The sequence below is a fragment of the Campylobacter sp. IFREMER_LSEM_CL2151 genome (genome assembly GCF_025771725.1).
Lineage (GTDB): Bacteria > Campylobacterota > Campylobacteria > Campylobacterales > Campylobacteraceae > Campylobacter_D > Campylobacter_D lari_C.
Genome location: NZ_JAKMQT010000001.1, coordinates 97,204 through 122,098 on the forward strand (window position 1 = coordinate 97,204; position 24,895 = coordinate 122,098).

At 28.4% G+C, this 24,895-nt stretch carries 23 protein-coding genes and 1 pseudogene; 15 read left to right on the forward strand and 9 right to left on the reverse strand.

What is annotated here, in order from left to right; genetic code table 11:
• The first annotated feature begins 6 nt into the window (after positions 1–6).
• A complete protein-coding gene (locus L8V82_RS00510; RefSeq protein ID WP_263723627.1) occupies positions 7–1,347 on the forward strand; it encodes a class II 3-deoxy-7-phosphoheptulonate synthase in 1,341 nt (446 codons plus the stop codon).
• Positions 1,341–1,670, forward strand: coding sequence for an ArsC/Spx/MgsR family protein (locus tag L8V82_RS00515; RefSeq protein WP_263723628.1), 330 nt, complete (start codon positions 1,341–1,343; stop codon positions 1,668–1,670). Before L8V82_RS00510 ends, L8V82_RS00515 begins: the two co-directional genes overlap by 7 nt.
• Here the strand turns inward: L8V82_RS00515 and L8V82_RS00520 are convergent, their stop codons facing one another.
• The 7 genes and pseudogenes from L8V82_RS00520 to fliP form a co-directional block, all read right to left on the reverse strand.
• Entirely contained in the window at positions 1,671–4,685 is a 3,015-nt protein-coding gene (locus L8V82_RS00520; RefSeq protein WP_263723629.1) for an efflux RND transporter permease subunit, read from the reverse strand.
• Between the two features lie 2 nt (positions 4,686–4,687).
• The gene (locus L8V82_RS00525) at positions 4,688–5,428 is read right to left on the reverse strand and encodes an efflux RND transporter periplasmic adaptor subunit (RefSeq protein WP_263723630.1); all 741 of its coding nucleotides are present in this window, start codon (positions 5,426–5,428) and stop codon (positions 4,688–4,690) included.
• The gene (locus L8V82_RS00530; RefSeq protein ID WP_263723631.1) at positions 5,425–6,681 is read right to left on the reverse strand and encodes a TolC family protein; all 1,257 of its coding nucleotides are present in this window, start codon (positions 6,679–6,681) and stop codon (positions 5,425–5,427) included. Before L8V82_RS00530 ends, L8V82_RS00525 begins: the two co-directional genes overlap by 4 nt.
• A 35-nt stretch (positions 6,682–6,716) precedes the next feature.
• Positions 6,717–7,289: an anthranilate synthase component II gene (locus tag L8V82_RS00535; protein WP_263723632.1), complete on the reverse strand. Its 573-nt coding sequence runs from the start codon at positions 7,287–7,289 to the stop codon at positions 6,717–6,719.
• Complete coding sequence (locus L8V82_RS00540; protein WP_263723633.1) at positions 7,286–9,034, reverse strand: bifunctional anthranilate synthase component I family protein/class IV aminotransferase; 1,749 nt, start codon at positions 9,032–9,034, stop codon at positions 7,286–7,288. The genes L8V82_RS00535 and L8V82_RS00540 overlap by 4 nt, the downstream gene beginning before the upstream one ends.
• 8 nt (positions 9,035–9,042) lie before the next feature.
• Positions 9,043–9,952 (reverse strand): annotated as a pseudogene (locus L8V82_RS00545) (AEC family transporter).
• Positions 9,953–9,961: 9 nt separating this feature from the next.
• Complete coding sequence (fliP, locus tag L8V82_RS00550; protein WP_012661688.1) at positions 9,962–10,696, reverse strand: flagellar type III secretion system pore protein FliP; 735 nt, start codon at positions 10,694–10,696, stop codon at positions 9,962–9,964.
• Positions 10,697–10,833: 137 nt separating this feature from the next.
• Here fliP and glmU point away from each other — a divergent pair, with 137 nt between their 5' ends.
• From glmU to truA, 7 genes are read left to right on the forward strand one after another with little or no spacing between them, the layout of a single operon-like run.
• Positions 10,834–12,126 (forward strand): bifunctional UDP-N-acetylglucosamine diphosphorylase/glucosamine-1-phosphate N-acetyltransferase GlmU, encoded by a 1,293-nt coding sequence (gene glmU, locus L8V82_RS00555; RefSeq protein WP_257938473.1) that lies wholly within the window; start codon positions 10,834–10,836, stop codon positions 12,124–12,126.
• The gene (coaBC, locus tag L8V82_RS00560; RefSeq protein WP_263723634.1) at positions 12,123–13,286 is read left to right on the forward strand and encodes a bifunctional phosphopantothenoylcysteine decarboxylase/phosphopantothenate--cysteine ligase CoaBC; all 1,164 of its coding nucleotides are present in this window, start codon (positions 12,123–12,125) and stop codon (positions 13,284–13,286) included. The genes glmU and coaBC overlap by 4 nt, the downstream gene beginning before the upstream one ends.
• Positions 13,283–13,903: a hypothetical protein gene (locus L8V82_RS00565; RefSeq protein ID WP_263664407.1), complete on the forward strand. Its 621-nt coding sequence runs from the start codon at positions 13,283–13,285 to the stop codon at positions 13,901–13,903. Before coaBC ends, L8V82_RS00565 begins: the two co-directional genes overlap by 4 nt.
• Before the next feature lies 1 nt (position 13,904).
• The gene (gene uppS, locus L8V82_RS00570; protein WP_263674584.1) at positions 13,905–14,573 is read left to right on the forward strand and encodes a polyprenyl diphosphate synthase; all 669 of its coding nucleotides are present in this window, start codon (positions 13,905–13,907) and stop codon (positions 14,571–14,573) included.
• Positions 14,570–15,319 (forward strand): prepilin peptidase, encoded by a 750-nt coding sequence (locus L8V82_RS00575; protein WP_263723635.1) that lies wholly within the window; start codon positions 14,570–14,572, stop codon positions 15,317–15,319. The genes uppS and L8V82_RS00575 overlap by 4 nt, the downstream gene beginning before the upstream one ends.
• Positions 15,316–16,341, forward strand: coding sequence for an LptF/LptG family permease (locus L8V82_RS00580; RefSeq protein WP_263723636.1), 1,026 nt, complete (start codon positions 15,316–15,318; stop codon positions 16,339–16,341). The genes L8V82_RS00575 and L8V82_RS00580 overlap by 4 nt, the downstream gene beginning before the upstream one ends.
• Entirely contained in the window at positions 16,341–17,075 is a 735-nt protein-coding gene (gene truA / locus L8V82_RS00585; protein ID WP_263723637.1) for a tRNA pseudouridine(38-40) synthase TruA, read from the forward strand. Before L8V82_RS00580 ends, truA begins: the two co-directional genes overlap by 1 nt.
• On the opposite strand, the gene L8V82_RS00590 is transcribed toward truA, so the two are convergent.
• Positions 17,029–17,907 carry an EamA family transporter gene (locus L8V82_RS00590; protein ID WP_263723638.1) on the reverse strand — a complete coding sequence of 293 codons (879 nt, stop codon included), beginning with the start codon at positions 17,905–17,907 and terminating at the stop codon, positions 17,029–17,031. The two genes, truA and L8V82_RS00590, sit on opposite strands and share 47 nt — an antisense overlap.
• A 1-nt stretch (position 17,908) precedes the next feature.
• A complete protein-coding gene (locus L8V82_RS00595) occupies positions 17,909–18,361 on the reverse strand; it encodes a methylated-DNA--[protein]-cysteine S-methyltransferase (protein WP_263723639.1) in 453 nt (150 codons plus the stop codon).
• Between the two features lie 109 nt (positions 18,362–18,470).
• Between L8V82_RS00595 and L8V82_RS00600 the strand changes: the two genes are divergently transcribed.
• The 6 genes from L8V82_RS00600 (at position 18,471) to L8V82_RS00625 (ending at position 24,892) form a co-directional block, all read left to right on the forward strand.
• Complete coding sequence (locus L8V82_RS00600) at positions 18,471–19,718, forward strand: ankyrin repeat domain-containing protein (RefSeq protein ID WP_263723640.1); 1,248 nt, start codon at positions 18,471–18,473, stop codon at positions 19,716–19,718.
• Positions 19,715–20,461, forward strand: coding sequence for a short-chain dehydrogenase/reductase, subgroup 5 (locus tag L8V82_RS00605; protein ID WP_039618550.1), 747 nt, complete (start codon positions 19,715–19,717; stop codon positions 20,459–20,461). Before L8V82_RS00600 ends, L8V82_RS00605 begins: the two co-directional genes overlap by 4 nt.
• A 16-nt stretch (positions 20,462–20,477) precedes the next feature.
• The gene (locus L8V82_RS00610) at positions 20,478–22,190 is read left to right on the forward strand and encodes a Na+/H+ antiporter NhaC family protein (RefSeq protein WP_263723641.1); all 1,713 of its coding nucleotides are present in this window, start codon (positions 20,478–20,480) and stop codon (positions 22,188–22,190) included.
• On the forward strand, positions 22,191–23,231 hold the full coding sequence (gene trmA / locus L8V82_RS00615; protein WP_263723642.1) for a tRNA (uridine(54)-C5)-methyltransferase TrmA: 1,041 nt from the start codon (positions 22,191–22,193) through the stop codon (positions 23,229–23,231). It abuts the gene before it with no gap.
• A gap of 135 nt (positions 23,232–23,366) precedes the next feature.
• Positions 23,367–23,708 (forward strand): MarR family winged helix-turn-helix transcriptional regulator, encoded by a 342-nt coding sequence (locus L8V82_RS00620; protein ID WP_263674730.1) that lies wholly within the window; start codon positions 23,367–23,369, stop codon positions 23,706–23,708.
• 11 nt (positions 23,709–23,719) lie between these two features.
• Positions 23,720–24,892 carry an MFS transporter gene (locus tag L8V82_RS00625; RefSeq protein WP_263723643.1) on the forward strand — a complete coding sequence of 391 codons (1,173 nt, stop codon included), beginning with the start codon at positions 23,720–23,722 and terminating at the stop codon, positions 24,890–24,892.
• The last annotated feature ends 3 nt before the right edge of the window (positions 24,893–24,895 follow it).

Here is a 24,895-nt window from a genome sequence, read left to right on the forward strand (position 1 = left end):
TAAGCTATGAAATGGACTAAAGATTCTTGGAAAAATTATAAAATTCAGCAACAACCACAATATCCTGATAAAAATGAATTGCAAGATGTTGTTAAAAAATTAGAAAAATTACCACCGCTTGTTTTTGCAGGTGAGGTGGATAAATTAAAAAAATCTCTTGCTAAGGTTGTAAATTCTCAAGCATTTTTACTCCAAGGAGGAGATTGCGCAGAGAGTTTTGTAAATTTTGGTGCTGATAATATAAGAGATATGTTCAAAGTTATGCTTCAAATGGCTATAGTGCTTACTTTTGCAGGATCTTGCCCTATAGTTAAAGTAGGGCGCGTTGCGGGACAATTTGCAAAGCCAAGAAGTAGTGATTTTGAAGAAATTGAAGGAGTAAAGCTTCCAAGTTATCGCGGGGATATTATTAATGGTTTTGAATTTAATGAAAAATCAAGAATAGCCGATCCTAAAAGAATGCTAGAAGCGTATTATCAAAGTGCTACAACTTTAAATTTATTAAGAGCTTTTTCAAGAGGTGGTTTAGCGGATTTAAGAGTAGTGCATAAGTGGAATTTGGGTTTTTTAAAAAAAGCAGAACTTGGGAGAAAATATGATGAACTTAGTGAAAAAATCACTCAAGCTTTAGCTTTTATGCAAGCTTGTGGTATCACTGATACTCCAAATCTTTCTCAAACAGCCTTTTATACTTCTCATGAAGCCTTGCTTTTGCCTTATGAAGAAGCTTTAACTAGGGTAGATAGTTTAAGCGGGGAAATTTATGATTGTTCAGCACATATGCTTTGGATAGGTGAACGTACTAGAAAGGCAGATGAAGCACATGTGCATTTTTTAAGCGGTGTGAAAAATCCACTTGGTGTTAAACTTAGTGCTAATTATGATTTAGATGAGATTAAAAAGCTAGTAAGTATTTTAAATCCACATAATGAAGCAGGAAGATTAAATTTTATCATTCGTATGGGATGTGATAAGATAGAAAATGCCTTGCCAAAATTATTTAAAGAGTTAAAACAAGAAGGATTTAATATACTTTATAGCATAGATCCTATGCATGCAAACACAGTTAAATCAGGTAATTTTAAAACAAGAGAATTTGATAAAATCATTCAAGAAGTGCGTGCATTTTTTGAAATAGCTATAAGTGAGGGAGTATATCCTGGTGGGGTACATTTGGAAATGACAGGGCAAAATGTAACAGAATGTGTAGGAGGTTCTTTAAATATCACTCAAGAAGAACTTTCTAAACGCTATGAAACACAATGTGATCCAAGATTAAATGCTGACCAAGCTTTAGAATTAGCATTTATCATAGCAGACTTAGTTAAAAAGGCAAGAAAATGTTAAAATTTTATGGTATTAAAAATTGCAATAGTGTTAAAAAAGCTATGGATTATTTAAATTCTAAGAAAATTGAATTTGAATTTTTAGATATTAAAAAGCTAGATGAAGAAACTTTGGATTTTTGGCTTGGCAAAAGGAGTGTTTTAGAGCTTGTAAATACAGCGGGTATGAGTGCTAGAAAATTAGGCTTAAGTAAAGAAAAACTTCAAAATTTAAACCAAGATGAAATTAAAGTGATGATTTTGCAAAACCCAACGCTTATAAAACGCCCATTAATTGTAAAAGATGATGAAGTTTTTATAGCTAAAGAATATGAGAGTTTTTAATTAAATTTTCTCTCTTTGGTAGATTTTTTTAATTTTCACATCTAAATTGTGAGCAAATTTAAATAAAGCTGGCACTACTAAAAGTGTAAGTAAGGTTGAGCTAATAAGACCAAATATAATAGCAATAGCCATAGGAGAATTTCCTTCAAAACCAGAACCCCTTGAAAGTGCTAGTGGAAGCATGGAAAAAATCATCGCAAAAGTTGTCATTAAAATGGCTCTTAAACGACTTTTTCCTGCATAAATTAGCGCTTTTTCTACTTCCATACCTTCATCGCATTTTTTATTAGCCACATCTACTAATAATATAGCATTTTTTCCTACCATTCCAAAAAGCAAAATAATAGCTACAAGTACAAATAAAGAAAAGTGATTTCCTGTGATAAAAATTCCAAAACAAGCTCCACCAAAAGCCAAAGGCATGCTTATCATGATGATTAAAGGAAGTATTAAACTTGAATACAAAGAAGCAAGGATTAAATAAATCAAAATCATCCCCAAAGATATAGAAAACAAAAATCCACTAATGGTATCATCTAAAAAATCCAAAAAGCCAGAATAAGCAAAAGATAGGTTATTTTTTCCTAAAATATAAGCTAAATTGGACTCAAAAATTTTTCTTACTTCACCTAAAGAAATGTTTTCTATGCTTGAAGTGAGTTTTATACTAGTAGTTTTATTGTGTCTGTTAATTAAAGAAAGATCTTTTTTATAAGAAAAGCTAGCAATACTAGCAAGTTTTATACTTTCATTGTTATGATTTTTAAGTTCTATTAGCTCTAAACTAGTTGGATTTTGCTTAAAAGCTTCATCAAAGCTAAGGATAATTTCATCTTTAAAATTTTTATAATCCATATTTCCAACACTTAAATTTCCAAATGAATAAGCCAAGACATAAGCAAGTTCTTGAGGGTTAATACCAAGTTTGGCAGCTTTTTCTCTATTGATGTTAATAGCAATCTCTTCTTTTAAATCCCCTTCATTATCATCTATAGCAACAAAACCTTCGTGTTTTGAAAACACTTCTTTCATTCTATCAATGGCTTCTTTTATTAGCTTTAAATCATCACCTAAAATTTGAATTTGAACCGGATCTTCAATGCCTGCTCCTTCTATTTTAGGGAGTTCTAAAACTTTTATCTTTAAGTCTTCATAGGAGTTTAATTTTTCTTGAAAAAGGCTAATAAGCTTAGGTTGTCTAAATTTTCTTTCATTTAAAGGTTTTAATTTTACATAAATTTTTGCTTTTTTAATTTCTTTTGCGTCATTATATCCTATAAGTAAATATGCATAAGCAACACTTGGATCTTGCTTTATATTTTCATATACTTTTAAACTTTTTGCTTTCATAGCTTCTAAAGATAAGTCGTTTTTGCTTTCTAATAAAACTTGTATTTCACTATCTTCTTCTATAGGTAGAAAATCTAAGCCTATTTTAGGAGCTAAAGAAAAACATAAAATAATTACAACAAGCGTTGATAGGATAAATTTAATTTTATTAGCTAAAACTTTATAAAGTAGCTTTTCATAAAATAAGTCAAGTTTTATAAATAAAAATTCACTTTTTTTATAAAATGTGCTTTCGCTAGTATTTAAAAATCTAGCACTTAAGGTAGGTATTAAAAATACACTTACAAGATAGCTTATAATCACACCAGAAGCAACGCTAGTAGCTAATACATTAAAAAATAAACCAGGAACTGAATTCATATAAGCAATAGGTATAAGCACACACAATAAAACCGCACTAATACTTAAGACGCTAAAGCCTATTTCTTTGATCCCTTCAAATGAAGCTTGTAAAGGAGGAAGTGTTTTTGCTTTTTTGGCTATACTTTCAATGATGACTATAGCATCATCTATAAAAATTCCTATACTTAAAGTAAGAGCTATGATGGTTAAGCGATTAATATCATAACCTAAAAGATTAATGAGAAAAAAACTAGAAATAATTGAAGTTGGTAAAACAATAAAAGCTAAAATAGTCGCGCTGATATTTCTTAAAAATACATACACTATTAAAAGTGTTAAAATCACACCAAAAACCATATCAAAAATAACTTGATTGATATGTTTTAAGATATTTTGGCTTTTATCATAAACTATTTTAATTTCTACCTCATTGCCTGCTATTGTTTGCAGTGTTTTTAAGGAATTTTTTATATTTTCTATAACTTTTAAGGAGTTATAACCAGAAATTTTATTAAGTTCAAGTAATACCCCATCTTTTGTATCAAGCATTGCAAATTGCTTTTGATCTTCTAAGCCATAACTAATATTTGCTATATCTTTTAAAAATATTCCACTAAAAATGCGTATATTTTCTAGCTCTTTTAAATTTTGTGCTTCAAAATATCCTTTGATGGTGAAATTATCTTTTGAATTTTCAAACTCACCTAGATATTGTTTAAAATTATGGCTTTGGATGATTTTAGCTACATCAAGTGCATTAATGTGGTATTTTTGTAAGGCATTAGGCAGGAGTTTGATTTGAACTTGTGGTTTTAAAAAGGCTATATCATTGATCGTTCCAACTCCTGAAATTTTTTGTAAAAATGGTTTTATATCATTGTCAATCTTGCGCATAAGTTTTAAATGATCTTTGGAACTTAAAAATAATGATACAACAGATCCTGCATCAGGGGATATTTTTTCTAAAGTTGGCTTTGCTGGAAGATTAATAGTATTAAGTTTATCTCTAATATCATTTGCAGCTACTTCTAAGTTTTTGCCTAGTTCAAATTCAACAACAGAAATAGAAAAATTATTATAACTTGTAGAATTGATATTTTTTATCCCTTGTACATCTGAAATTGCATTTTCTATTTCTTTGGTTATTTTAGATTCTATGAATTTTAAATCTCCATTCGCAGTGGTGGTAATTTTAATCAAAGGAATATCTACTTTTGGATAAAGATTAATGGGCATACTAAAAATAGAAAAAGTACCAAAAATCACCAAAGCGATAAAAAACATCAAAACAGCAATAGGATTATTAATAGCAAAACGATACAAGATTAATCCTTGGTGATGATTTTTCCTTCTCCAAAAGAACCTGGAGTAAAGTTTAAGGCCTCAACTTCTGCATAAATTTTTCGTGTTTTTATGTCTATACTTGGATAAATAAGTGTGATTTTACCTTGATATTCTTTTTCATTTGAGTCTATTTTATAAATAAAAATATCATTGATTTTTATCTTATCTTTAAATTTTTCATCAAAACTTAAAAGCAATTTTACTTTTGGATAAGAAAAAAAATCAAATAAAACATGAGAAATCCCCTTAGCTCCATCGCCTATGTCGATATATTTGTTAGAAATAATCCCATCATAAGGTGCTTTTAGGGTTTTTTTATCGATTAAGTCTTTGTAATGTTGTATATTTAAAAAGGCTTTTTGTTGCAAGCTTTGTGCTTTTTGAAACTCAAATAAAACATTTTCATAACTTTGCTTATCTATAACTTCTTGTACCTTTTTAAATTTTTCTAAAGAACTTTTAGCATGTTCTAGTGTAAGAGTGGCAAGTTTGTATTCATTTTGTGCTAATTTTAAGGCTATTTGCTCGCTAGAATCTTCAAGTTTAAGTAAAACTTGATCTTTTTTTACCTTATCATTAACATTCACATAAATTGCCTTAACTATACCAGCACTTTGCAAGGATAATTTTGATTGATTTTGTGCGAGCACATCAAAACTAGCATAAATTTCTTCAGCTTTTAAAGCGAGTAGAGAAAATAAAGTTAGAAATACCAGTTTCATTCTAAAACCTTTGTTTTTATATCAATTCCAGCTGTAAAATAATACCTTGCTTTTGTGATTTCATGTTCATTTTTAGCTAGTTCAAGCTGACTTTGACTTTTGTATTTTAATTCTAATGCATTTAGGTATTCTACATATGAGCAAAGTCCTGCGGTGTATTTTTTCTCAATGGCCTCAAAAGCTAAGTTAGCTGCTTTGAAACTTGCATTTAATGCTTTTATTTTAACTTTAGAAATTTCAATTTCTTGTAAAAGATTATCTAGTTCTATATTTACTTTTCTTTTAGTTTTTTCAAGCTCTAATTGAGTGATTTTACTTGTATATTTTTGAGCTTCTAAGGCTTTTTGATTAGCGCCAAAATCAAAAATTTTCCACTCAAAAGCTAAAATAAAACGATTGCTTTGCCCATGTTCTTTTAAAAAGCTTTCGCTTGTTGATTTTAGCTCATGCGGTAATTTAGGATTGTAGTTCATATCATAAAAACTAAAACTATTTTGTAAAAATATTTTTGGAAACAACTCAGCTCTAGCAGAGTCTATTTTTAAATTTTCTAAATTTAATTTTTCTTGCATAAGGGCTATTTCATAGCTTTTGTTTTTTTCTGCACTTGGTTCTTGTAAAATATTTTGAAAAGAAGGCGTAAAATGCGTTTTGCTAAGATTATAAATTTCATTTTTTAATTCATATAGTTTTAATTCATTTTGAGCCAATTCATAAGAGCTTAACTCAAATTTTGCTCTTATGCTCTCAAGCTCACTTTGGCTAGCAAGTCCAGCTTGGTAAAAATTTTCTAAGCGCTTGAGTTGATTTTGCAGAGTAATTTCTTTTTGTTTATCACTTGCTATAATACTTTCTAAACTAAGATAATTAAAATACAAAACACTAGCACTAAGTGCCATATAATTTGCCGTGTTTTCTTTTTCAAGATGAGCAAGTTGTTTTAGACTTTGCATGCTAGCGATTTTTGCTTCTCTATTACCCCCATCAAAAAGTAAAAATTTAAGCGAAAGAGTACTCATTAGACTTTCTTGGGGTTCTATGATAAAGCGATCTTTGTTTGAGCCAAGATAAGAAACACCTAAATGTAAACTTGGCAAATAAGCATTTTGCACGCTTTCTTGTTCTAAAATACTTTTTGAAAATTGGAGTTGCTTTTGTAAGTAATTTTCATTGTTTAAACTTAAATCTATAAATTCTTTAAGATTATTAGCTAGCAAAAATAAGGGCAAGAAAAGTAAATATAAAATTTTCATTTTTAAACTTTTTGTTTTATTATAGAAAATATAACTTAAAGTAATGATAAAGCAAGAAAATTTTTAAGTAGCTTTTTGCCATTTTGACTTAGTATGGCTTCAGGATGAAATTGAACTCCATAAATGTCGTATTTTTTATGTTTTAAAGCCATGATGATATTATCTTCACTTTGGGCTAAAATTTCACATTTTTTACCTATATGGCTAACATAAAGAGAGTGATATAAACAAATTTTAAAATTTTGTTCAAGATTTTTAAAAAGTGGGTTTGGTTTAAATTTTATAGTTTTTACCTTACCATGAGTTGGATTTGGAAGTTTAGAAATTTTACCACCAAAAACATGTGCTATGCATTGGTGTCCTAGACAAATTCCAAGAATTTTTTTATCTTTTTTAAAATATTTTACAGCTTTTAAGCTTAACTTTGATTCTTTTGGAGAATTTGGTCCAGGGGAGATTAAAAGATGGGTAAAATCATATTTTTTAAGCTTTTTTGGATTTTTAAATTTATCGTTTTTGATGATTTTATAAGCAATATTTAATTCTTTTAAATAAAAGGCTATGGTATAGGTAAAAGAATCATAATTATCTATAATCAAAACTTTCACAAAAACACCCTTTTTAAGCCTCTTAAAGAATTAATAGCATAAATTTCTTTAGCATTTAAAAACTCATCTTTAGTGATATCTTTTTCCTTGATGAGCTTGTGTTTTAAGAGTGCTTGTCTATAAATGCCATTGAGGCAGTTTTTAGCATAAGGGGTAAAATACTCATCATTTAAATTTATGATAATATTAGTTCTTGAACCCTCACAAAGTATGCCTTTTTCATCAAAAAAAACTATATCATAGCAAATATTTTCTTTCCATAGATGAGAATTTGCTTCATATAAACTACGCAGAGAAGTTTTATGGTGTGTTAAAAGATTTACTTTTACAATGTCTTTACTTATGAGTAGTTTTTTACTTGAATTTTCTTGTATATTGCTAAAATCAAACTCATAAAGGCCATTTTTAAAAAGTTTTAGCTTAATAGCTTTTGAACCTTTTTGAGTAAAATTACTTTTTGTAAAAAAATGATGATGATTGAAAACAAAATTGTTAAAATTTTGTAAAGATTTAAAATGGAATTTTTTATCTTTACTCTCTAGTATATTTTTAAAATCATGTATTAATCTTTGAGTATCAAATCCAAAAAATTTAGCTGAGTTTAAAATTCTTTGTAAATGTTCTTTGAAAAATAAAATAGAATGATTTTTATAATACATTGTTTCAAACAAGTAAAAGTTAGGTTCTAAAATTTTGCTTTTTAGTTTTAATTCTTCAAATTCATCTTGCTTTTGTGAGTCCCACACAAGCCCACTTCCCACACCATATCTTAAAAAATCATCATTATTTTTTTTCTCTAAAGTGCGTATGGCTACGCTAAATTTTGCTTTGTTTTTATGGATTAAACCTATTGCACCACAATAAATCCCGCGTTTTCTTTGCTCTAAATTTTCTATGAGTTTAATAGTTTCTATTTTGGGTGCACCTGTGATGGATCCACATGGAAAAAGGGCTTTGAAAATTTTAAAATAATCATTTTTTTGCTTTAATTTTCCTCTTATTTTTGAAATAAGTTGGTGTAAGGTAGGGTAGGTTTTAACCTTAAAAAGTTCGCATTTTAAAGAATGTTTTTTGATGAGTTTTGAAATATCATTGCGTAATAAATCAACTATCATTACATTTTCGCTAATGGTTTTTTCATCGCATTTTAAAAATTTTTTTAGATTTTCATCTTCTTTTGGATTATTTGAGCGTTTGATTGTGCCTTTCATGGGTTTTGTGATGATTTTTTTATTTTTGATTTTAAAAAAAAGCTCAGGTGAAAATGAAGCTAGTTCTAAAAATTCATTTTTCATATAAGCTTTATAAGGGGTATTTTGCTTAGGATAAAGGCTTAAAAAACTCTCATACATATTAAGATTTGATTGTAAATGTAATTCTTGAGTAAGATTAACTTGATAACTTTGACCTTTAGCTATAGCATCTTTAACTTTGTTAAAATTTTCAAAATACTTTTCTTGATTTAAATTATATGGAAAGCTTGGATAAAAGTCTAAATTTTTTTCTTCGTTTGTAAAGATTTTTTTTGATTTAAAAGCAAAAAAATACAAAAAAGGCTCTTTACTTTTATAATTTTTATCTTCTAAATATTTATAAAATTCATATTGAATATAACCTAAAAAATAATATTGATTTTTGTATTTTTCTATGATTTTAAAAGCTTTTTTACTTTCTTTTTGAGTATAGGCTTTAAGAGTGAAAGCAAGATCATCATAAAGATATTTTCCAAAGATAGCAAATGTCATTTATATCCTTAGCTTAGAAAATATACCCAAATAGGTAAAGAAATAAAGGCAAAAACTATACCAAAAGCCACAGAACTAACTGCTAAATTTGTATCAAGTTTTGCTTTCATAATCATAGCTGCAACCATTGTCATAGTAGGCATAGCTGATTCAAGTAAGGCGATGATAGAGCTAGGATTTAATTTGAAATTTAAAAGCTTTAAAAGCACTAAAAAGATTAAAGGTGTGAGTATCATTTTACCAAAAATGACTATTATATGCTTTATAAGAAGTTTTTATACTTAAAAAGCCTAAATTTAAACCTATGGCAAAAAGTGCTATAGGTGTGGCACTAGCTCCAAGCATACGCAAAGGTTCAAAGATAAAATCAGGAAGTGTGGTAAACTTAAAACAAAGTCCTAAAAGCAAAGCAACAAAAGGTGGAAAAGTAAAAACTTTTTTAAGATTTTGTAAAAAGCTTACCTTTTGCTCACTAGCTAAAGAGATGATAAAGGGAGCAAGCAAGGCTACAGGCAAAGAAGTAGCAAGAGCATCATAAAGGATAATTTCGCCTAAAAAATGAGGATCTTGATAAATTCCACTAATAATAGGTATACCTACAAATAAAGTATTTCCAAAACTAGAAAGTAAAAAAATACTTACAAGAGTGCTTTTGCTAAATTTAAAGCAAAGAGCTAAAAATACACAACATAATGCTGAAAAAATAGCACAACCCAACCCAAGCAATATAATAACAATCAAAGAAAAATCAAAATTTAAATGATAAGCACGCTCAAAAATCAAGCAAGGCAAGGCAAAAATAATAGCAAAATCTAAAAAAGCACGCGCTTGTTTTTGTTTTAAAATTTTGATTTTTTTAGCAAAATATCCACCAAAAAGCAAACAAAATATACTAAATAAGGAAGAAAAAATATACATTTTATTCTGCTAGGTTAAAAAGCTTTTGACTAAATTTTGTATGAGTAAATTCCATCCATCTACAAGCACAAATATCAAAAGTTTAAAAGGCATAGAAATCATAACAGGAGGTAGCATCATCATACCCATAGCCATTAATACCGAGCTTACTACCATATCAATAACCAAAAATGGCAAGAAAAGTAAAAAGCCTATTTCAAAAGCAGTTTTAAGCTCGCTTATCATAAAGGCTGGCACTAAAACTGTTAAAGGCACATCATCTATGGTTTTTGGATTTTCTAAATTTCTAATCCTATAAAAAAGCGCTAAGTCTTTTTCCCTGGTGTTTTTTAGCATAAAATCTTTAAAAGGCTTAACACCTTTAGCAAAAGCTTCTTCATAGCCTATTTGTTCAGCGATATAGGGTTTTATACCTTCATTGTATGATTTTGTAGCCACAGGCTCCATAATGAAAAAAGTTAAAATCAAAGCTAAGGTAACCAAAATAGTATTTGGTGGCATAGTTTGAGTGCCAAGAGCTGTTCTTAAAAAAGAAAATACTACAACAAGTCTTAAAAATGAAGTCATTACAAAAACAATGGTAGGTGCAAGAGCTAGTATGGTTAAAACTATGACTATATTTAGGGTTGTTACGAGTTGTTGTGGGCTATTTGGAGCACTTAGGCTTAAATTTACAGTTGGTATGGTTGCTTCAGCGCCTAAAAGAGCCAAGCTTGATAAAAATAAAGCTAGTAAAACCCTCAAAATATTTCCTTGGTTAAAATTAAAAGCGTTATTTTAGCAATTTTACTCTTAAAAGAATAAAAATGATTTTATAAAAAATAATAATTTTTACTTTAGCTTGTTAAAATAAGCAATAATTTTTAAAACAAAGGTAAATTATGAAAATTTCTGTGCTTATTTTGGCTGCCGGACTTGGCACGCGTATGAAATCACAAAATCCAAAAGTGCTTCAAAAAATTTGCTCAAAAGCAATGATTTTACATATTTTAAAACAAGCATATAAAATTAGTGATGATGTATGTGTGGTGCTTTCTCATCAAAAAGAAAAGGTTGAACAGGTTGTTTTAGAGCATTTTCCAAATACACGTTTTTTAGAACAAGACTTGCAAAATTTTCCAGGTACTGCAGGGGCTTTAAGGGGTTATGAGAGTAAGCATGAAAAAGTTTTGATTTTATGTGGCGATATGCCTTTGGTTAAAGCAGATGATTTAGAAAAAATAGCTTTAAATGAGAGTGATTTTAATGTGGCAGTTTTTGAGGCAAAAGATCCAAAAAGTTATGGAAGAATAGTATTAAAAGAAAATAAAATTCAAAAAATAGTAGAAACAAAAGATGCAAGCAAAGAAGAACTTGCTATAAACACCTGCAATAGCGGTGTTTATGCTATAAAAGCACAAATTTTAAAAGAAGTATTGCCTTTGATAAAAAATGATAATAAAGCTAAAGAGTATTATTTAACCGATGCGGTTTATTTAGCAAAAGAAAAGGGCTATGAAATCGATGCGGTGTTTGTAAATGAGCAAGATTTTATGGGGGTAAATGATAAAGTAGAGCTTTGCCTAGCTCAAGATCTTATGCAAGAAGCGATTAAAAAAGAATGGATGAAGCAAGGAGTGATTTTTCATATGCCTGCGACGACTTTTATTTCAGATGAAGTTGAGTTTGTAGGCGAGTGTGAAGTGTATGAAAATGTGCGCATAGAAGGAAAATCAAAAATCATTAATTCTATCATTAAAAGTTCAAGTGTGATTGAAGATAGTATAGTAGAAAATAGCGATGTAGGACCTTTAGCGCATTTGCGTCCAAAATGTCAGCTTAAAAATACCCATATAGGAAATTTCGTAGAATGTAAAAATGCTTTATTGAATGGAGTTAAAGCAGGGCATTTGAGTTATTTAGGAGATTGTGAGATAGATGAGGGAACTAATATAGGTTGTGGTACTATCACTTGTAATTATGATGGGGTTAAAAAACATAAAACTAAAATAGGTAAAAATGTTTTTGTGGGTTCAGATACGCAATTTATCGCTCCAGTAGAGATAAAAGATGAGGTAATCATCGCAGCAGGAAGCACTGTGTGCAAGGATGTAGAAAAAGGTTCTTTGCATATCAATAGGGCAAAAGTGCAAATCATAGAAGATTTTTACTATAAAAAACTAGGTAAAAAATGAAAACAATCTTACTAGCAGTAAGTGGAAGCATAGCCTTTTATAAAGCTTATGAGCTTATTTCTTTATTAAAAAAAGAAGGTTTTAGGGTTAAAGTTTTGCTAAGCTTGGGAGTTTTAAAATTTGGCACTAAGCTTAGCTTTGAAGCTTTAGCAGATGAAATTTTATGTGAAGATAATGAAAGTTGGCAAAATACTAATAATCATATAGCCTTTAGCAAGACTTGTGATTGTGTGCTTTTTGCGCCTGCTAGTATAAACTCTATCAATAAATTAAACTATGGTATAGCAGATAATTTATTTATTCAAACTTTAATAGCAGTAGATAAAAATAAACCATTTTTAATCGCACCCGCTGCAAATACAAACATGTATTTACATTTTAGTACTCAAAATTCTTTAAAAAATTTAAAAGAACAAGGCTATATTATCATTGATCCTATAGTTAAAACTCTAGCTTGCAAAGATGAGGGTTTGGGGGGTTTGGCTGAGCTTGATAGCATTATAAATGCTTTAAAAAGAAGCTTAATGCAAGAAGATTTTTTTAAAGATAAAAGTTTTATTGTAAGCGGTGGTGGGACTAAAGAAAAAATTGATGATGTAAGATGTATTAGTAATTTTTCAAGTGGAAAAATGGCAAAGGCGGTTGCTGATGCTTTATATTTTTTAGGTGCTAAAGTAGTGTTAGTTAGCTCAGTAGAGTTTAAAACACCTTATAAATTAGAAAAATTTAAATCTTCTTTAGAGTTAAAAGAAAAATTGCAAAAATACAAAGATTTTGATGCTTTAATTATGGCTGCTGCTGTGAGTGATTTTACTCTAAAAGCTTATAAGGGTAAGATTAAGAAAAATGAGCATTTAAACGGACTTGATTTAAAATTAAAGCTGAATGAAGACATCTTAAAAAATTTAGATTTTAAAGGCAAAAAAATAGGCTTTAAGATGGAATTTGACGCGCAAAATGCTTTAGAAAATGCTAAAAAATCTTTAGTTAGTAAAAATTTAGATATGGTGTGTTTAAATGTCTTAAATGAGCAAATGAACTTTGGAAGTGATGAAAATAGCATTTGTTTTATCACTAAAGATAGTATTTCTCAAAGCTCTAAACAAAGCAAAGAAAAGCTTGGCTTTATTTTAGCACAAGAATTAAGGAAACTTTGGTGAATATCATCAATTCAACCTTACCTGTAAGAATGCAAATTTTAGAAAAACGCGCATATAATCGCTATGTATTGCTTTTAAATACTAAAAAGCTTGAAACAAAAAGTTTGATAGAGCTTGAAGTAGGGGAGGAGTATTTAGCTGAAGTTTATGAAGATAAAGGTGTAATTTCTTTTAAAAATCTTTTGAAAAAGCCTAAAATTAGACTTTTTGAAGAAGGAACTGAACTCATAGAAAAGCTTTTGCAAGAAGGTGATGAAAAAGCTTGGTATAAAAAATTCATTATTCAAAGACTTATGGAAAGCAAAAGTGCATATGAGTTTGAAATTTATAAGGAAATGTTTTTTGCATTTTTTGAAGGAATTTATCATATACCTTTTGTTTATGAGGGAAATAGGGCTTTATTTGAAGCTAAGAAAAATGGAAATATTTTAGAAGTGTATTTGTATTTTGAAATTTTTGGTGCTTTAAAAATTATAATTGATAATGGTAAAATCACACGCATACAAACACCTTTTGCTAAAGTAGCACATTTTTTAAACGAGTATTTTAAATTTGAAGTAGTTAATACGCTCAATCCTATGTTTGTTTTTAAAAGATTGATGGATATAAAGGGATAGAATGAATGAATTAAAACATCTTGCTGTGGTAATGGATGGCAATAGAAGATGGGCTAGAAAAAATGGACTTTTAGAAAAAATTGGCTATAGTCAAGGTGCTAAAGTTGTTGAAAAAATCATAGAAGTATGTATAGATGAAAAAATTCAAAATTTAACCCTTTATGCTTTTAGTACAGAAAATTGGCAAAGACCAAAAGAAGAAGTGGAGTTTCTTTTTAAACTATTAAATAAATATCTTGATGAGTCTTTAAATAAATTTGTAGCCAATGAAGTGCGTTTTAAAGCTATAGGAAATTTAAGTCTTTTAGATGAATTAACCTTAAAAAAAATACAAAATTTTCAAGAACAAACTAAAAATTACACAAAATTATGCGTTAATTTAGCTATTTCTTACGGAGGTAAGGATGAAATAGTTAGAGCGGTTAAAAAGGTGATTGAAAAAAATCTTGAAATTAACGAAGCAAATATACAAGCAAATCTTGACTTAAGCGAGGATGTGGATTTGTTTTTAAGAGTAGGGAGTGCTAAAAGAATTTCAAATTTTTTATTATGGCAATCAAGTTATGCAGAAATTTATTTTAGCCAAACTTTATTTCCTGCACTTACTAAAAAAGAAATCGCAAATATTATTACTGAGTTTAAAAAACGCAAAAGAACCTTTGGTAAATGATATTTTTCTTTTTATTACTAGGACTTTGTGTAGGTTCTTTTGTCAATGTTTTGATTTTAAGAACGATTAATAAAGAAAGCATAATAAGTCCAAGATCAAAATGTCCTAAGTGTCTTAAAACTTTGAAATTTTATCATCTTTTTCCTTTGTTATCTTTTGTATTTTTAAAAGGCAAATGTGCTTTTTGTAAGGAAAGAATTTCTTTGATTTATCCTTTTAATGAATTTCTTTGCGCGTGTTTGTTTGTCTTTGCTTTTTATTTAATCGAAGATGTTTTTCAAATTTTAATTTTTGCTTGTATGCTAGCTATATTATTAGCGCTTTCTTGGATGGATTATTATCTAAAAGCAGTGAGTGAGCTTTGGCTTTGGATTTTATTTATTTTAGCTTTTTGTTTTGATTTTTTGCAAAATGGTTTAAATTTAGAGGATTTTCAAGATAGCTTTTTATTTAGAGTATGTTTTGGAGCGGGGTTAATTTTTATACTAAAAAGTGTGATTAATTTTATTAAAAATTTTAAAAAAAGAGATGAAATTTTAGAAAGTTTAGGGGAAGGTGATGTTATAATAATAGCTTTGATTTTTGGAATTTTTGGCTATGAAAAAGGCTTTTTGATTTTATTTATTGCAAGTTTTTTAAGTCTTTTGATGTTTATAAAAATAGCCAAGAAAGATTATCAAATGCCTATGATTCCTTTTTTATTTTGTGGAATTTTGATTAATCTAAGTATAGAAAGTATATTATGAAACTAGTTTATAAGTATTTGCTTAATCAGTTTTTAAGCACAATGTTGTCTTTATTTTTTACTTTATTTATTATTGTTTCGATTATATTTTTTATACAACTTGCTAAAATTACTGCTTATATTGAAATTACTTTTTTTGAATTAATCAAATTATATATTTTTCTTTTACCAAAGATATTGATTTTTACTTTACCCATATCTTTTTTCATTGCTTTAACTTTGGCCTTTTATAGACTTTCTAGGGAAAATGAAAGCACGGTGTTGTTTGCTTTGAGTATAGCTCCAAGCATGATAGCAAGTTTTTTTGCAAAAATTGCAGCTTTAGTAAGTGCTTTTATGCTTGTGGTGGTTTTGGTTTTTATACCTATATCTTTTGAACTTTTTGATAATTTTGTAGATTATAAAAAAATAAGTGCTAAAGTAAGCATAAAAACAGGAGAATTTGGACAAAGATATGGGGAATGGCTTGTTTTTATTGATGCTAAAAATTCTGATGAAACTTATAAAAACATCATAATGTATCATCCAAAGAAAAACCCACAAGATAAAGAACAAGTGATTTTAGCCAAAGAAGGAAAGTTAGAAACCAATGATGGGGTTATTACTTTTAAGCTAGATGAGGGAAAGGCTTATGAGATTAAAGAAGAAGATTGGCATATTTCTAGTTTTAAAAATTTATCAATTAAAAGCAAACTTTCTTCTAAAGAATTAAATACTCAAAGTTTTTATGGGTATTGGTCTGATGTAACAAGCAATAAAGAAAAAGCAAAAGAATTTGTTATTTATATTCTTATAGCTTTATTTCCTTTAGCTAGCGTGCTTTTTGCACTTTCTTTTGGTATAGTAACTTATCGTTATGAAAAAGGTTTTGCTTATTTTGGAATTTTTGTGATTATTTTTGCTTATTTTACGCTTTTGATTAGTTTTTATAATCCTCCTTTTGTAGCTATTGCTGTGATTTTTTCAAGCTTTTTAATTACTTCTTTGTTTTATTTTAAAGCAAAAATTGCAAGTAAGTATTAATGCTTTTAAAATTAACTTTTTCTTATGATGGTTCTAAATTTCAAGGTTCAGCCACTCAGCCACATAAGCTTAGTGTCCAAGATGCTTTAGCGCAGGCCTTGTCGCATTTGGGTATTTATGAAAAGCCTTTATTTGCTTCAAGAACTGATAAAGGTGTGCATGCATTTAATGCAGTCGCTTGTGTCAAAGCAGGGGAACATTTTAAAGATTTTGTATATTTAAAAAATAAAATCAATCATTTTGCGCACCCATTTATACATATAAAGCATATTCAAAGAATGCAAGAAAATTTTCAAGTGCGTTTTGATGTGCAAAAAAGAGCATATCGCTACATTATAAGTCATGAAAAATATAATCCTTTTTTAGCCTCTTATGTGCATTTTTATCCAAAAATAAATATTAAATTAGCCAATGAAATTGCATTTTTATTTGAAGGAGAGCATGATTTTAAACTTTTTCAAAAAGAAGGCTCTGATAATAAAACAAGCATAAGAAAAATGTATAAAACTAGAGTTTATGCTTATAATAATTACACTGTGTTTTATTTTGAAGCAAATGGTTTTTTAAGATCGCAAATTAGAATGATGATGGCAAGTATTTTAAAAGTATTAGAAGGAAAAATGAGCCAAAATGAGCTTTTAGAACAAATCAACGCTAAAAAAGCTCATTGTAGATTTTTAGCTCCTGCTAGTGGTTTATATTTGAGTAAGATTTCTTATTATAATAATGCATGATTTTTTTATGTATAAAAAATGAAAAAAGAATGATTAAAGTCCCCATACAAAAAGGTAGCAGCTCTACATCTACTCCAAAAATACTCATGTTGATAAAAATACTTATAGGTATAATGGCATTATTCATCAAGGCTAAAACTCCACTATCTACTTCAGTAGAGCCTTTATTCCATAAAAAATATCCAAGTCCTGAAGCAATAGTCCCAAGATAAATCAAAGCTATCCAAGAACTTAAATTGGATGGTAAATTATTATAATCTCCAAAAAATAAAAATGCAGGTAAGGTTATACTGGTTGCGCCTAGATAAAAATAAGCAAAAGCTTCTTTTTGGCTTAAATTTGTATTTTTTTCTAATAAAATTTTATAAAAACTTTGTCCAGCTCCAAATACTAAATTAGCCCCTTGAATAAGTAAAAATCCATATAAAAAATTAGAGTTAATATTATCAAATTTAACTACAAAAGCACCCATAATGCATATAAAAATACTTATAAAATATAAATATCTAAGATTTTTTGAAAAAAGCCCATAAAAAAGCACAACGTAAAAAGGTGTAAAAATCGTAAAAAGCGCTACTTCGCTTACACTTAAATATAAAAAAGAATGATAATAAAATAAATTCATTATGCCAAGTTGCAAAGCCCCAATGCTTATGAGTTTTAATTTTAAATGCAAATTTATCTTAAAATTTAAAAAAGGTAAAAATACCAATAAAGACAAAAAAACTTTTGCAAATGCTGCAAAAAAACTATCCATTTCTAAGGTAATAAAATGCCCAATTAATGGAAAAGAAAAAGCCCAAATAAAACTTGCTAGTAATAAACTTGGCATTTTAAAGTGCGCCTTCTAATTTAAGTAAAGCTTCTTTGATAAATAAACCACCATTGTATCCACCTAAGTGATTTTTAGCTACTACTCTATGGCAAGGTATAAAAATTGCAAGTTTATTTTTAGAATTTGCATTACCTACTGCTCTAAAAGCTTTTGGATGATTGATAAAAGAAGCAATTTCTTGATAAGTTTTAGTTTGTCCATAAGGAATTTTTATCAAAGCTTTATATACTTTTTGCTCAAATTCGCTTCCCTGAAGAGCTAGGGGAGTGCTAAAAGCAAAAAGCTTTTTGTTAAAATAAAGGTCTAGTTCTTCTAAGGCTTGTTCTAAAACAAGGTGTTTATCTTTGGTAAAATCAGGCTTATATATAGTAAAATCAACATTAATAAGCTTATCTTTATCACTTTGTAAAAGAATATAAGCAAAACTAGCCTTGTAAAAACTTTGATACATATTTTTCCTTATTTAAAAGCAAGCATTGTATGAATTTTAAATTAATTAATTGTTATTAAAGCAAAAATTTAGTTAAAATAGTGATTTAATTTATATTCAAGGAAAATATTTGAAGATTTTATTATTTAGTTTGATTATAAGTTTAAATGCTTTAGCTTTGGATTACAGTTGTGAGTATGTTAAGGAAAATAAAGCTGATTTTTTTAAAGAATTTGAGCCAAAAAATACACAAGATTTTGCTCAAGTGGATTTAAATTGTGCTTTTTCTTTAAAAAATCATCAAATCACAAAAAGATTATATGAGCTTGCTAATGAAATTAGAGGAAGCAATAGTGCTTGTATGGGTGGAGAATATTTTAGTGATTTGAGAAAATTTGATTTTAAATTATTAGAAATTGCACTTGATCCACAAGGCTATCAAAAGACTTTACAAGATCCTATAATACTTGAAGAAAAATTTGCAAAATTAAAAGCGTATTTTAGATTTTGGGCTTATCAAAGCATTGGAAATTTTAAACTTTTTAAGGAATTTTGGAAAGAATATAATAATGCGATTAATCCTTTAACAAGATATTTTCAAAAAGAATTTAATTTAGATAAAGCAAGTGCGATTTATTTTGCTAGTAATGCTTTGAATGAATTTTTAAACTGGGCGGTTGGCGAGACTAAAATTTTTAAAGATATTTCAGATTTTGAAAAATTTGTAGCTAATAAAAATAATTCTTTAGAGCAGATTAAAGAGTATATTTATACTAAAAAAATTAGTAATTTAGAATTAAACAATGGTTTTAAATCAGCCTTGTTGAATAATAGAGAAAGTGAGATTATAAGAGAATTTATTAAATTAGGTGTAAAAATAAATGAAGGTTATGAGTCTGCTTTATTTTTTGCACTAGATAATGCAGAAAATGTTAAGCTTTTGCTTGAAAATGAAGCGGTGGTTGATTATAAAAATTCTTTTGGAAAAACACCTTTGTTTTATGCTGTTGAATATAACAACTATAAAGTTGCCAAGCTTTTGCTTGAAAATGGTGCAAATGTAAATCAAAAATACATTAATGATAATGAAAAACTTTCTATTGCTAGTATGGGAAGTAATACGCCATATTTTATTACCTTATGTGCACTTGAGCATACTTCTAAAAATATCTTTATGCATGGGGCAAATTATGCTGATGTAAAAATGCTTAAGTTGCTTATAGATTATAAAGCTAATTATAAAGAAATAGATGATCTAGGGTTTAATGCTCTTGATTTTGCCATCATTGCAAAAAAAGAAGAAAATATTAAATTTTTAAAAAAACTTGGTTTAAAAGAAAATGAAAATTTGATGTTATATGAAGAGGCGCAACCATGAAAATTGCTTTAATAACAGGGGTAAGTTCAGGTTTTGGACTAGAGAGTTTAAAAGCTTTGATAGAGCTTGATTATAAGGTTATAGCCATAGCAAGACGCAAAGAAAGATTAGAAAAACTACAAGAGCTTTATGGGGATAAAATTTATCCTATCGTGCTTGATGTTAGGGATAAACAAGCAGTTTTTACAGCAATTGAAAATTTACCTCAAGATTTACAAAATATTTCTTTGCTTGTTAATAATGCAGGTCTTGCTTTGGGTTTAAATGAGTTTGATTCTTTGGACATTGAAGATATTGAAGCCATGGTAGATACTAATATCAAAGGCTTTTTATACATAGCAAGAGCTACTTTACCTTTACTTAGAAAGGCAAAAAATGCTCATGTGATTAATCTTGGTTCAATTGCGGCAAATGTGCCTTATTATGGAGGTAATGTTTATTGTGGAACTAAGGCTTTTGTGGCACAATTTTCTAAAGCTTTAAGAACGGATTTGCGCGGAAGCAATATAAAAGTAACCAATATAGCACCAGGGCTTTGTAAAACTGAATTTAGTGAAGTGAGATTTAAAGGTGATATTAAAAAAGCTGATGAGGTTTATGAAAATACTAAATATATTAAAGCTGAAGATATAGCAAAAATTATTACTTTTATTATTAGCTTACCTGAGCATATTAATATTAACGAAATTGAACTTATGCCTGTGACTCAAACATGGGCAGGAACTTTTAGCGAGAAAATATAAAAACATAAGGAAAAATATGAAAATTTTTTATTTATTATTAGCTCCTTTATTGTTATTTGCTGATGCACAAGCAAATGCAGAGCTTTTTGGAGTTTGGACGCTTTTACCACCGGTGATAGCTATTATTTTAGCTTTTATTACTAAAGATGTAGTGCTTTCGTTGTTTATTGGTGCATTAAGTGGTACTTTTATGCTAGGACTTATTGAAAATAGCATTTATCATGCTATTATTGCTTCTTTTACAGGCTTTATTTCTAAAGTGGTAAATGCTATGGCAAGTCCGGGTAATGCAGGAATTTTATTACAAGTTTTAACTATAGGTGGGGTTGTAGCTCTTATTACTAAAACAGGTGGTACAAAAGCGGTTGCGGTTTGGCTTTCTACTAAAGCTAAGCAGGCAAAAAGCTCACAATTTGCTACTTGGTGCATGGGGATTTTTATTTTCTTTGATGATTATGCTAATTCATTAATCGTAGGTCCTATCATGCGTCCAGTGACAGATAAATTTAGAGTAAGCCGTGAAAAACTTGCTTTTATCATGGATGCAACTGCAGCGCCAATTACTGGTCTTGCTATCATTTCTACTTGGATAGGACTTGAAATTTCTTTAATTCGTAGTGGATATGATCTAATCGATAATGTAACTTTTGCGCATTTAGGTATAGTAAAAGAAGAAATCAATGCTTTTGAAATCTTTGTACAAACCTTACCTTATAGATTTTATAATCTTTTTATGTTGATTTTTGTTGTTTTGACTATTTATACAGGTAGAGAATTTGGACCTATGTTAAAAGCTGAGCTTAGAGCTAGAGCGGGTAAATTTTCTCATGGTCATGAGCAAATTGATAATATAGAAGATAAGGTTTTAGAGCCAAAAGAGCATGTAAAATTACAAGCTTCTAATGCTATTATACCTTTAGCTGTTTTGATTGTATTTTCATTTATAGGTTTTTATTTTAGTGGTTATAATGCCCTAGATGATGCGAGTATTAAAGCACAAATTGATGCAGCACCGCTTAGTTTATTTGCTTTTAGAGAAACTTTTGGCGCAGCTGATGCTTCTGTAGTATTGTTTCAAGCAGCACTTTTAGCTACCATAGTAGCTATTATTTTAGGAATGTATAGAAAAATATTTACTTTAAAAGAAGCTATTGCGGTTTGGACTCATGGTTGGAGAACTATGATTATGACTGTGATTATTTTACTTTGTGCATGGTCGTTAGCTTCTGTGATCAAGGATTTAGGAACTTCTAAATATTTAATTGATTTATTTTCAGATAAAACGCCTATTTACTTGCTTCCTACAGCAATTTTTATTTTTGCTTCTATTATTTCTTTTTCAACGGGAACTAGTTATGGGACTATGGGTATTTTAATGCCTTTAGCTATTCCTTTAGCTATGGCTGTTGGGGTTCATAATGAATTAAGTGGAGCAGAGTTGCACCAATATATGATTATTAATATTTCAGGGGTTTTAACAGGAGCTATTTTTGGAGATCATTGCTCGCCAATTTCTGATACCACGATACTTTCATCTATGGGAAGTAAGTGCGATCTTTTAGCTCATGTTAGCACGCAAATGCCTTATGCTTTGAGTGTTTGTGCTATTAGTATACTTTGTGGTTATTTACCAGTAGCACTAGGACTTAATGTATGGCTAGGGCTTGTTTTTGGAATCTTAGCTATGATAGCTTTACTTTTTGTAGTTGGCAAAAAGGTAGATGCGTAAATGCATTTTGAAGAAAAAATTGCTTTAAATAAAGCATTGTTTTCTTCTTTATATGATAAAGAAATTCAGTGCTTTAAATCACCTTTAAAAGCTTATAGAACTAGGGCAGAATTTTCTATATATCATCATGAAAATGGGGAAATTTCTTATGCAATGTTTGAAAATAAGAAAAAAATTCCTATTGAAAAATTTGATATAGCAGATGAAAAAATTCAAAAACATATGCCTATTTTATTAAATAATCTAAATGAAAATTTAAAACAAAAGCTTTTTGGAGTAGAGTTTTTAGCTACAAAATTAGATTTAAGTATAACTTTACTTTTCCATAAAAATATAGAGTTAATTGCACAAGATTTACAAGAATTAGCAGAAAAATTAAATCTCAAACTCATAGCAAGAAGCAGGGGTAAAAAACTTATATTTAATGGGGAAAATTTAAGACAAGCTTTAAAAATCAATACAAATGAATTTTTATATGAGTTTAATAATGATTGTTTTATCCAGCCTAATACTTTTATCAATGAAAAGATGATTGAATGGGTTATATCTTGTATTGGAAGTGATTTTAAACAAGATTTATTAGAGCTTTACTGTGGTTATGGAAATTTTACTATAGCTTTAGCAAGAAATTTTAACAAAGTTTTAGCAACTGAAATTTCTAAAAAAAATATCGAATTTGCTTTAAAAAATTGCGTTTTAAATTCTATTGAAAATATAACTTTTACAAGGCTTTCTAGTGAAGAGTTAAGTCAAGCTTTGAAAAAAGAAAGAGAATTTAACCGCTTAAAAGGTATAGATTTAGATAGCTTTAAAATATCTCATGTTTTGGTTGATCCTCCAAGAGCAGGGCTTGATCTAAGCGTGATTGAACTTATTAAAAATTATGAAAATATCATTTATATTTCGTGTAATCCTATCACTTTAAAAGAAAATCTTGAAATCTTATGTCAAAGTCATGAAATTTTAAATTTAGCTTTTTTTGATCAATTTGCTAATACTCCTCATCTTGAATGTGGGGTACATTTAAGAATAAAAGCTTAGTATAAGTTAGAATTTATACAAGCTTTGTTATTATAAAAATAGTTGATTTAATCAATTAATTTTTATAAAGGATTTCTTATTTTATTTCAAAAAATTACTTATACAAATAGAAAAATACTCTATAAAGTCAATGAAATTTTAAAACCCTTTGGACTAAAATCAAGTGATTGGAGGGTTTTTGTATATTTAAATCAGCATGGTTATAGCACTTTAGCTCCAATATGTGAGTTTTATCAGATGGATAAAGCTATACTTTCTAGAGTTGTTTCTAAATTAGCAAAACTTGAATATATAGAGTTTTTAAAAGCAGATGATAAAAGAGAAAAAATCATTACTTTAAGCGTTAAAGGTAAAGAAATTTTTTTAGATGCAAATGCTTATATAAGAAAATACGAAAGAAATATTTTAGATATCTTAGATGTAAAAGATCAAGAAAGACTTTTAAAATTACTTGATTATATCAATGAGAAAATTTAAAAGGTTTTTTCATGGGATTAAGTAAAAAATATAATTTATTTAATGTAAATTTTTTCTGTATTTTTGGGATAAATTTTGCTATTTGTCTTGTTTTTTATATGAGTACTATTTCTAGTACAGATTATGTTTTAGGTGTTTTAAACCTTCAAACTAGCACCGCAGGTCTTATCATGGGAGCTTTTGTTATAGGTGCTTTGCTTTCTAGACTTTATTTTGGTTCTATAATCGATGATGTTAATATAAAAAAGGTTATAGTATTTTCACTTTTGTTTTATCTTTTTATTAATTTACTGTATTTGAAATTTTATAATGTATATTTTTTAATTTTAATACGCTTTTTAGCAGGGGTTTGTTATGGAATTTGCTCTTGTGCTTGTGGGGCAGCTATTGCTAGGATAATACCTAGCAATAAAAGAGGAGTTGGAATAGGATATTATGCTACAAGCGTTGTTTTAACTTCAGCCTTAGGGCCTTTTTTGGCTATAAAACTTGACTCTATCAATCAATTTTGGCTTAGTTTTTTAATAGCTTGTTTGAGTATTGTCTTTGCATTAGTTTTATCTATTTTTTTAAAAGTAAGAAGATTTAAAAAACATCATCATACAAAAAGAAAATTTAGTATTTATAATTATTTTGAAAAATCAGTTTTAAATTTAGCCTTAGTGACTTTTTTACTCGCATGTCCTTTTGGTGCTATTATAGCTTATATGAGTGCTTATACCCAAAGTTTAAATTTAGCTTTTGCTGGATCTATGTTTTTTGTAATATATGCTGGGTTTTCTATGGTTTTTAGACCACTTGCTGGTAAAGTGTTTGATAATTATGGTGCTAACATTGTGATGATTTTTTCCTTTTTGAGTTTTATAGTATGTTTGCTTTTGCTTGCTTTTGCATTAAATTTTTATATGATTATTTTAGCTGGAGTTTTTTGTGCGTTAGGTTATGCTAATGCTACTTCAAGCTCTCAAGCTTTAGCTATAAAACTTGCACCTAAAGAAAAAATGGGCTTGGCTAATTCTACATTTTTTATAGCCTTAGATTTTGGTATAGGAGTAAGTCCTTATTTGCTAGGCATTATAGAGCCAAGTATAGGTTTTGCTAATGTTTATGCTTTTTGTGCTTTATTGGTTGCAATGGCTTTGATTTTGTATTGTTTATTGGTTGCAAAAAAAGCTTCTTATTAATTT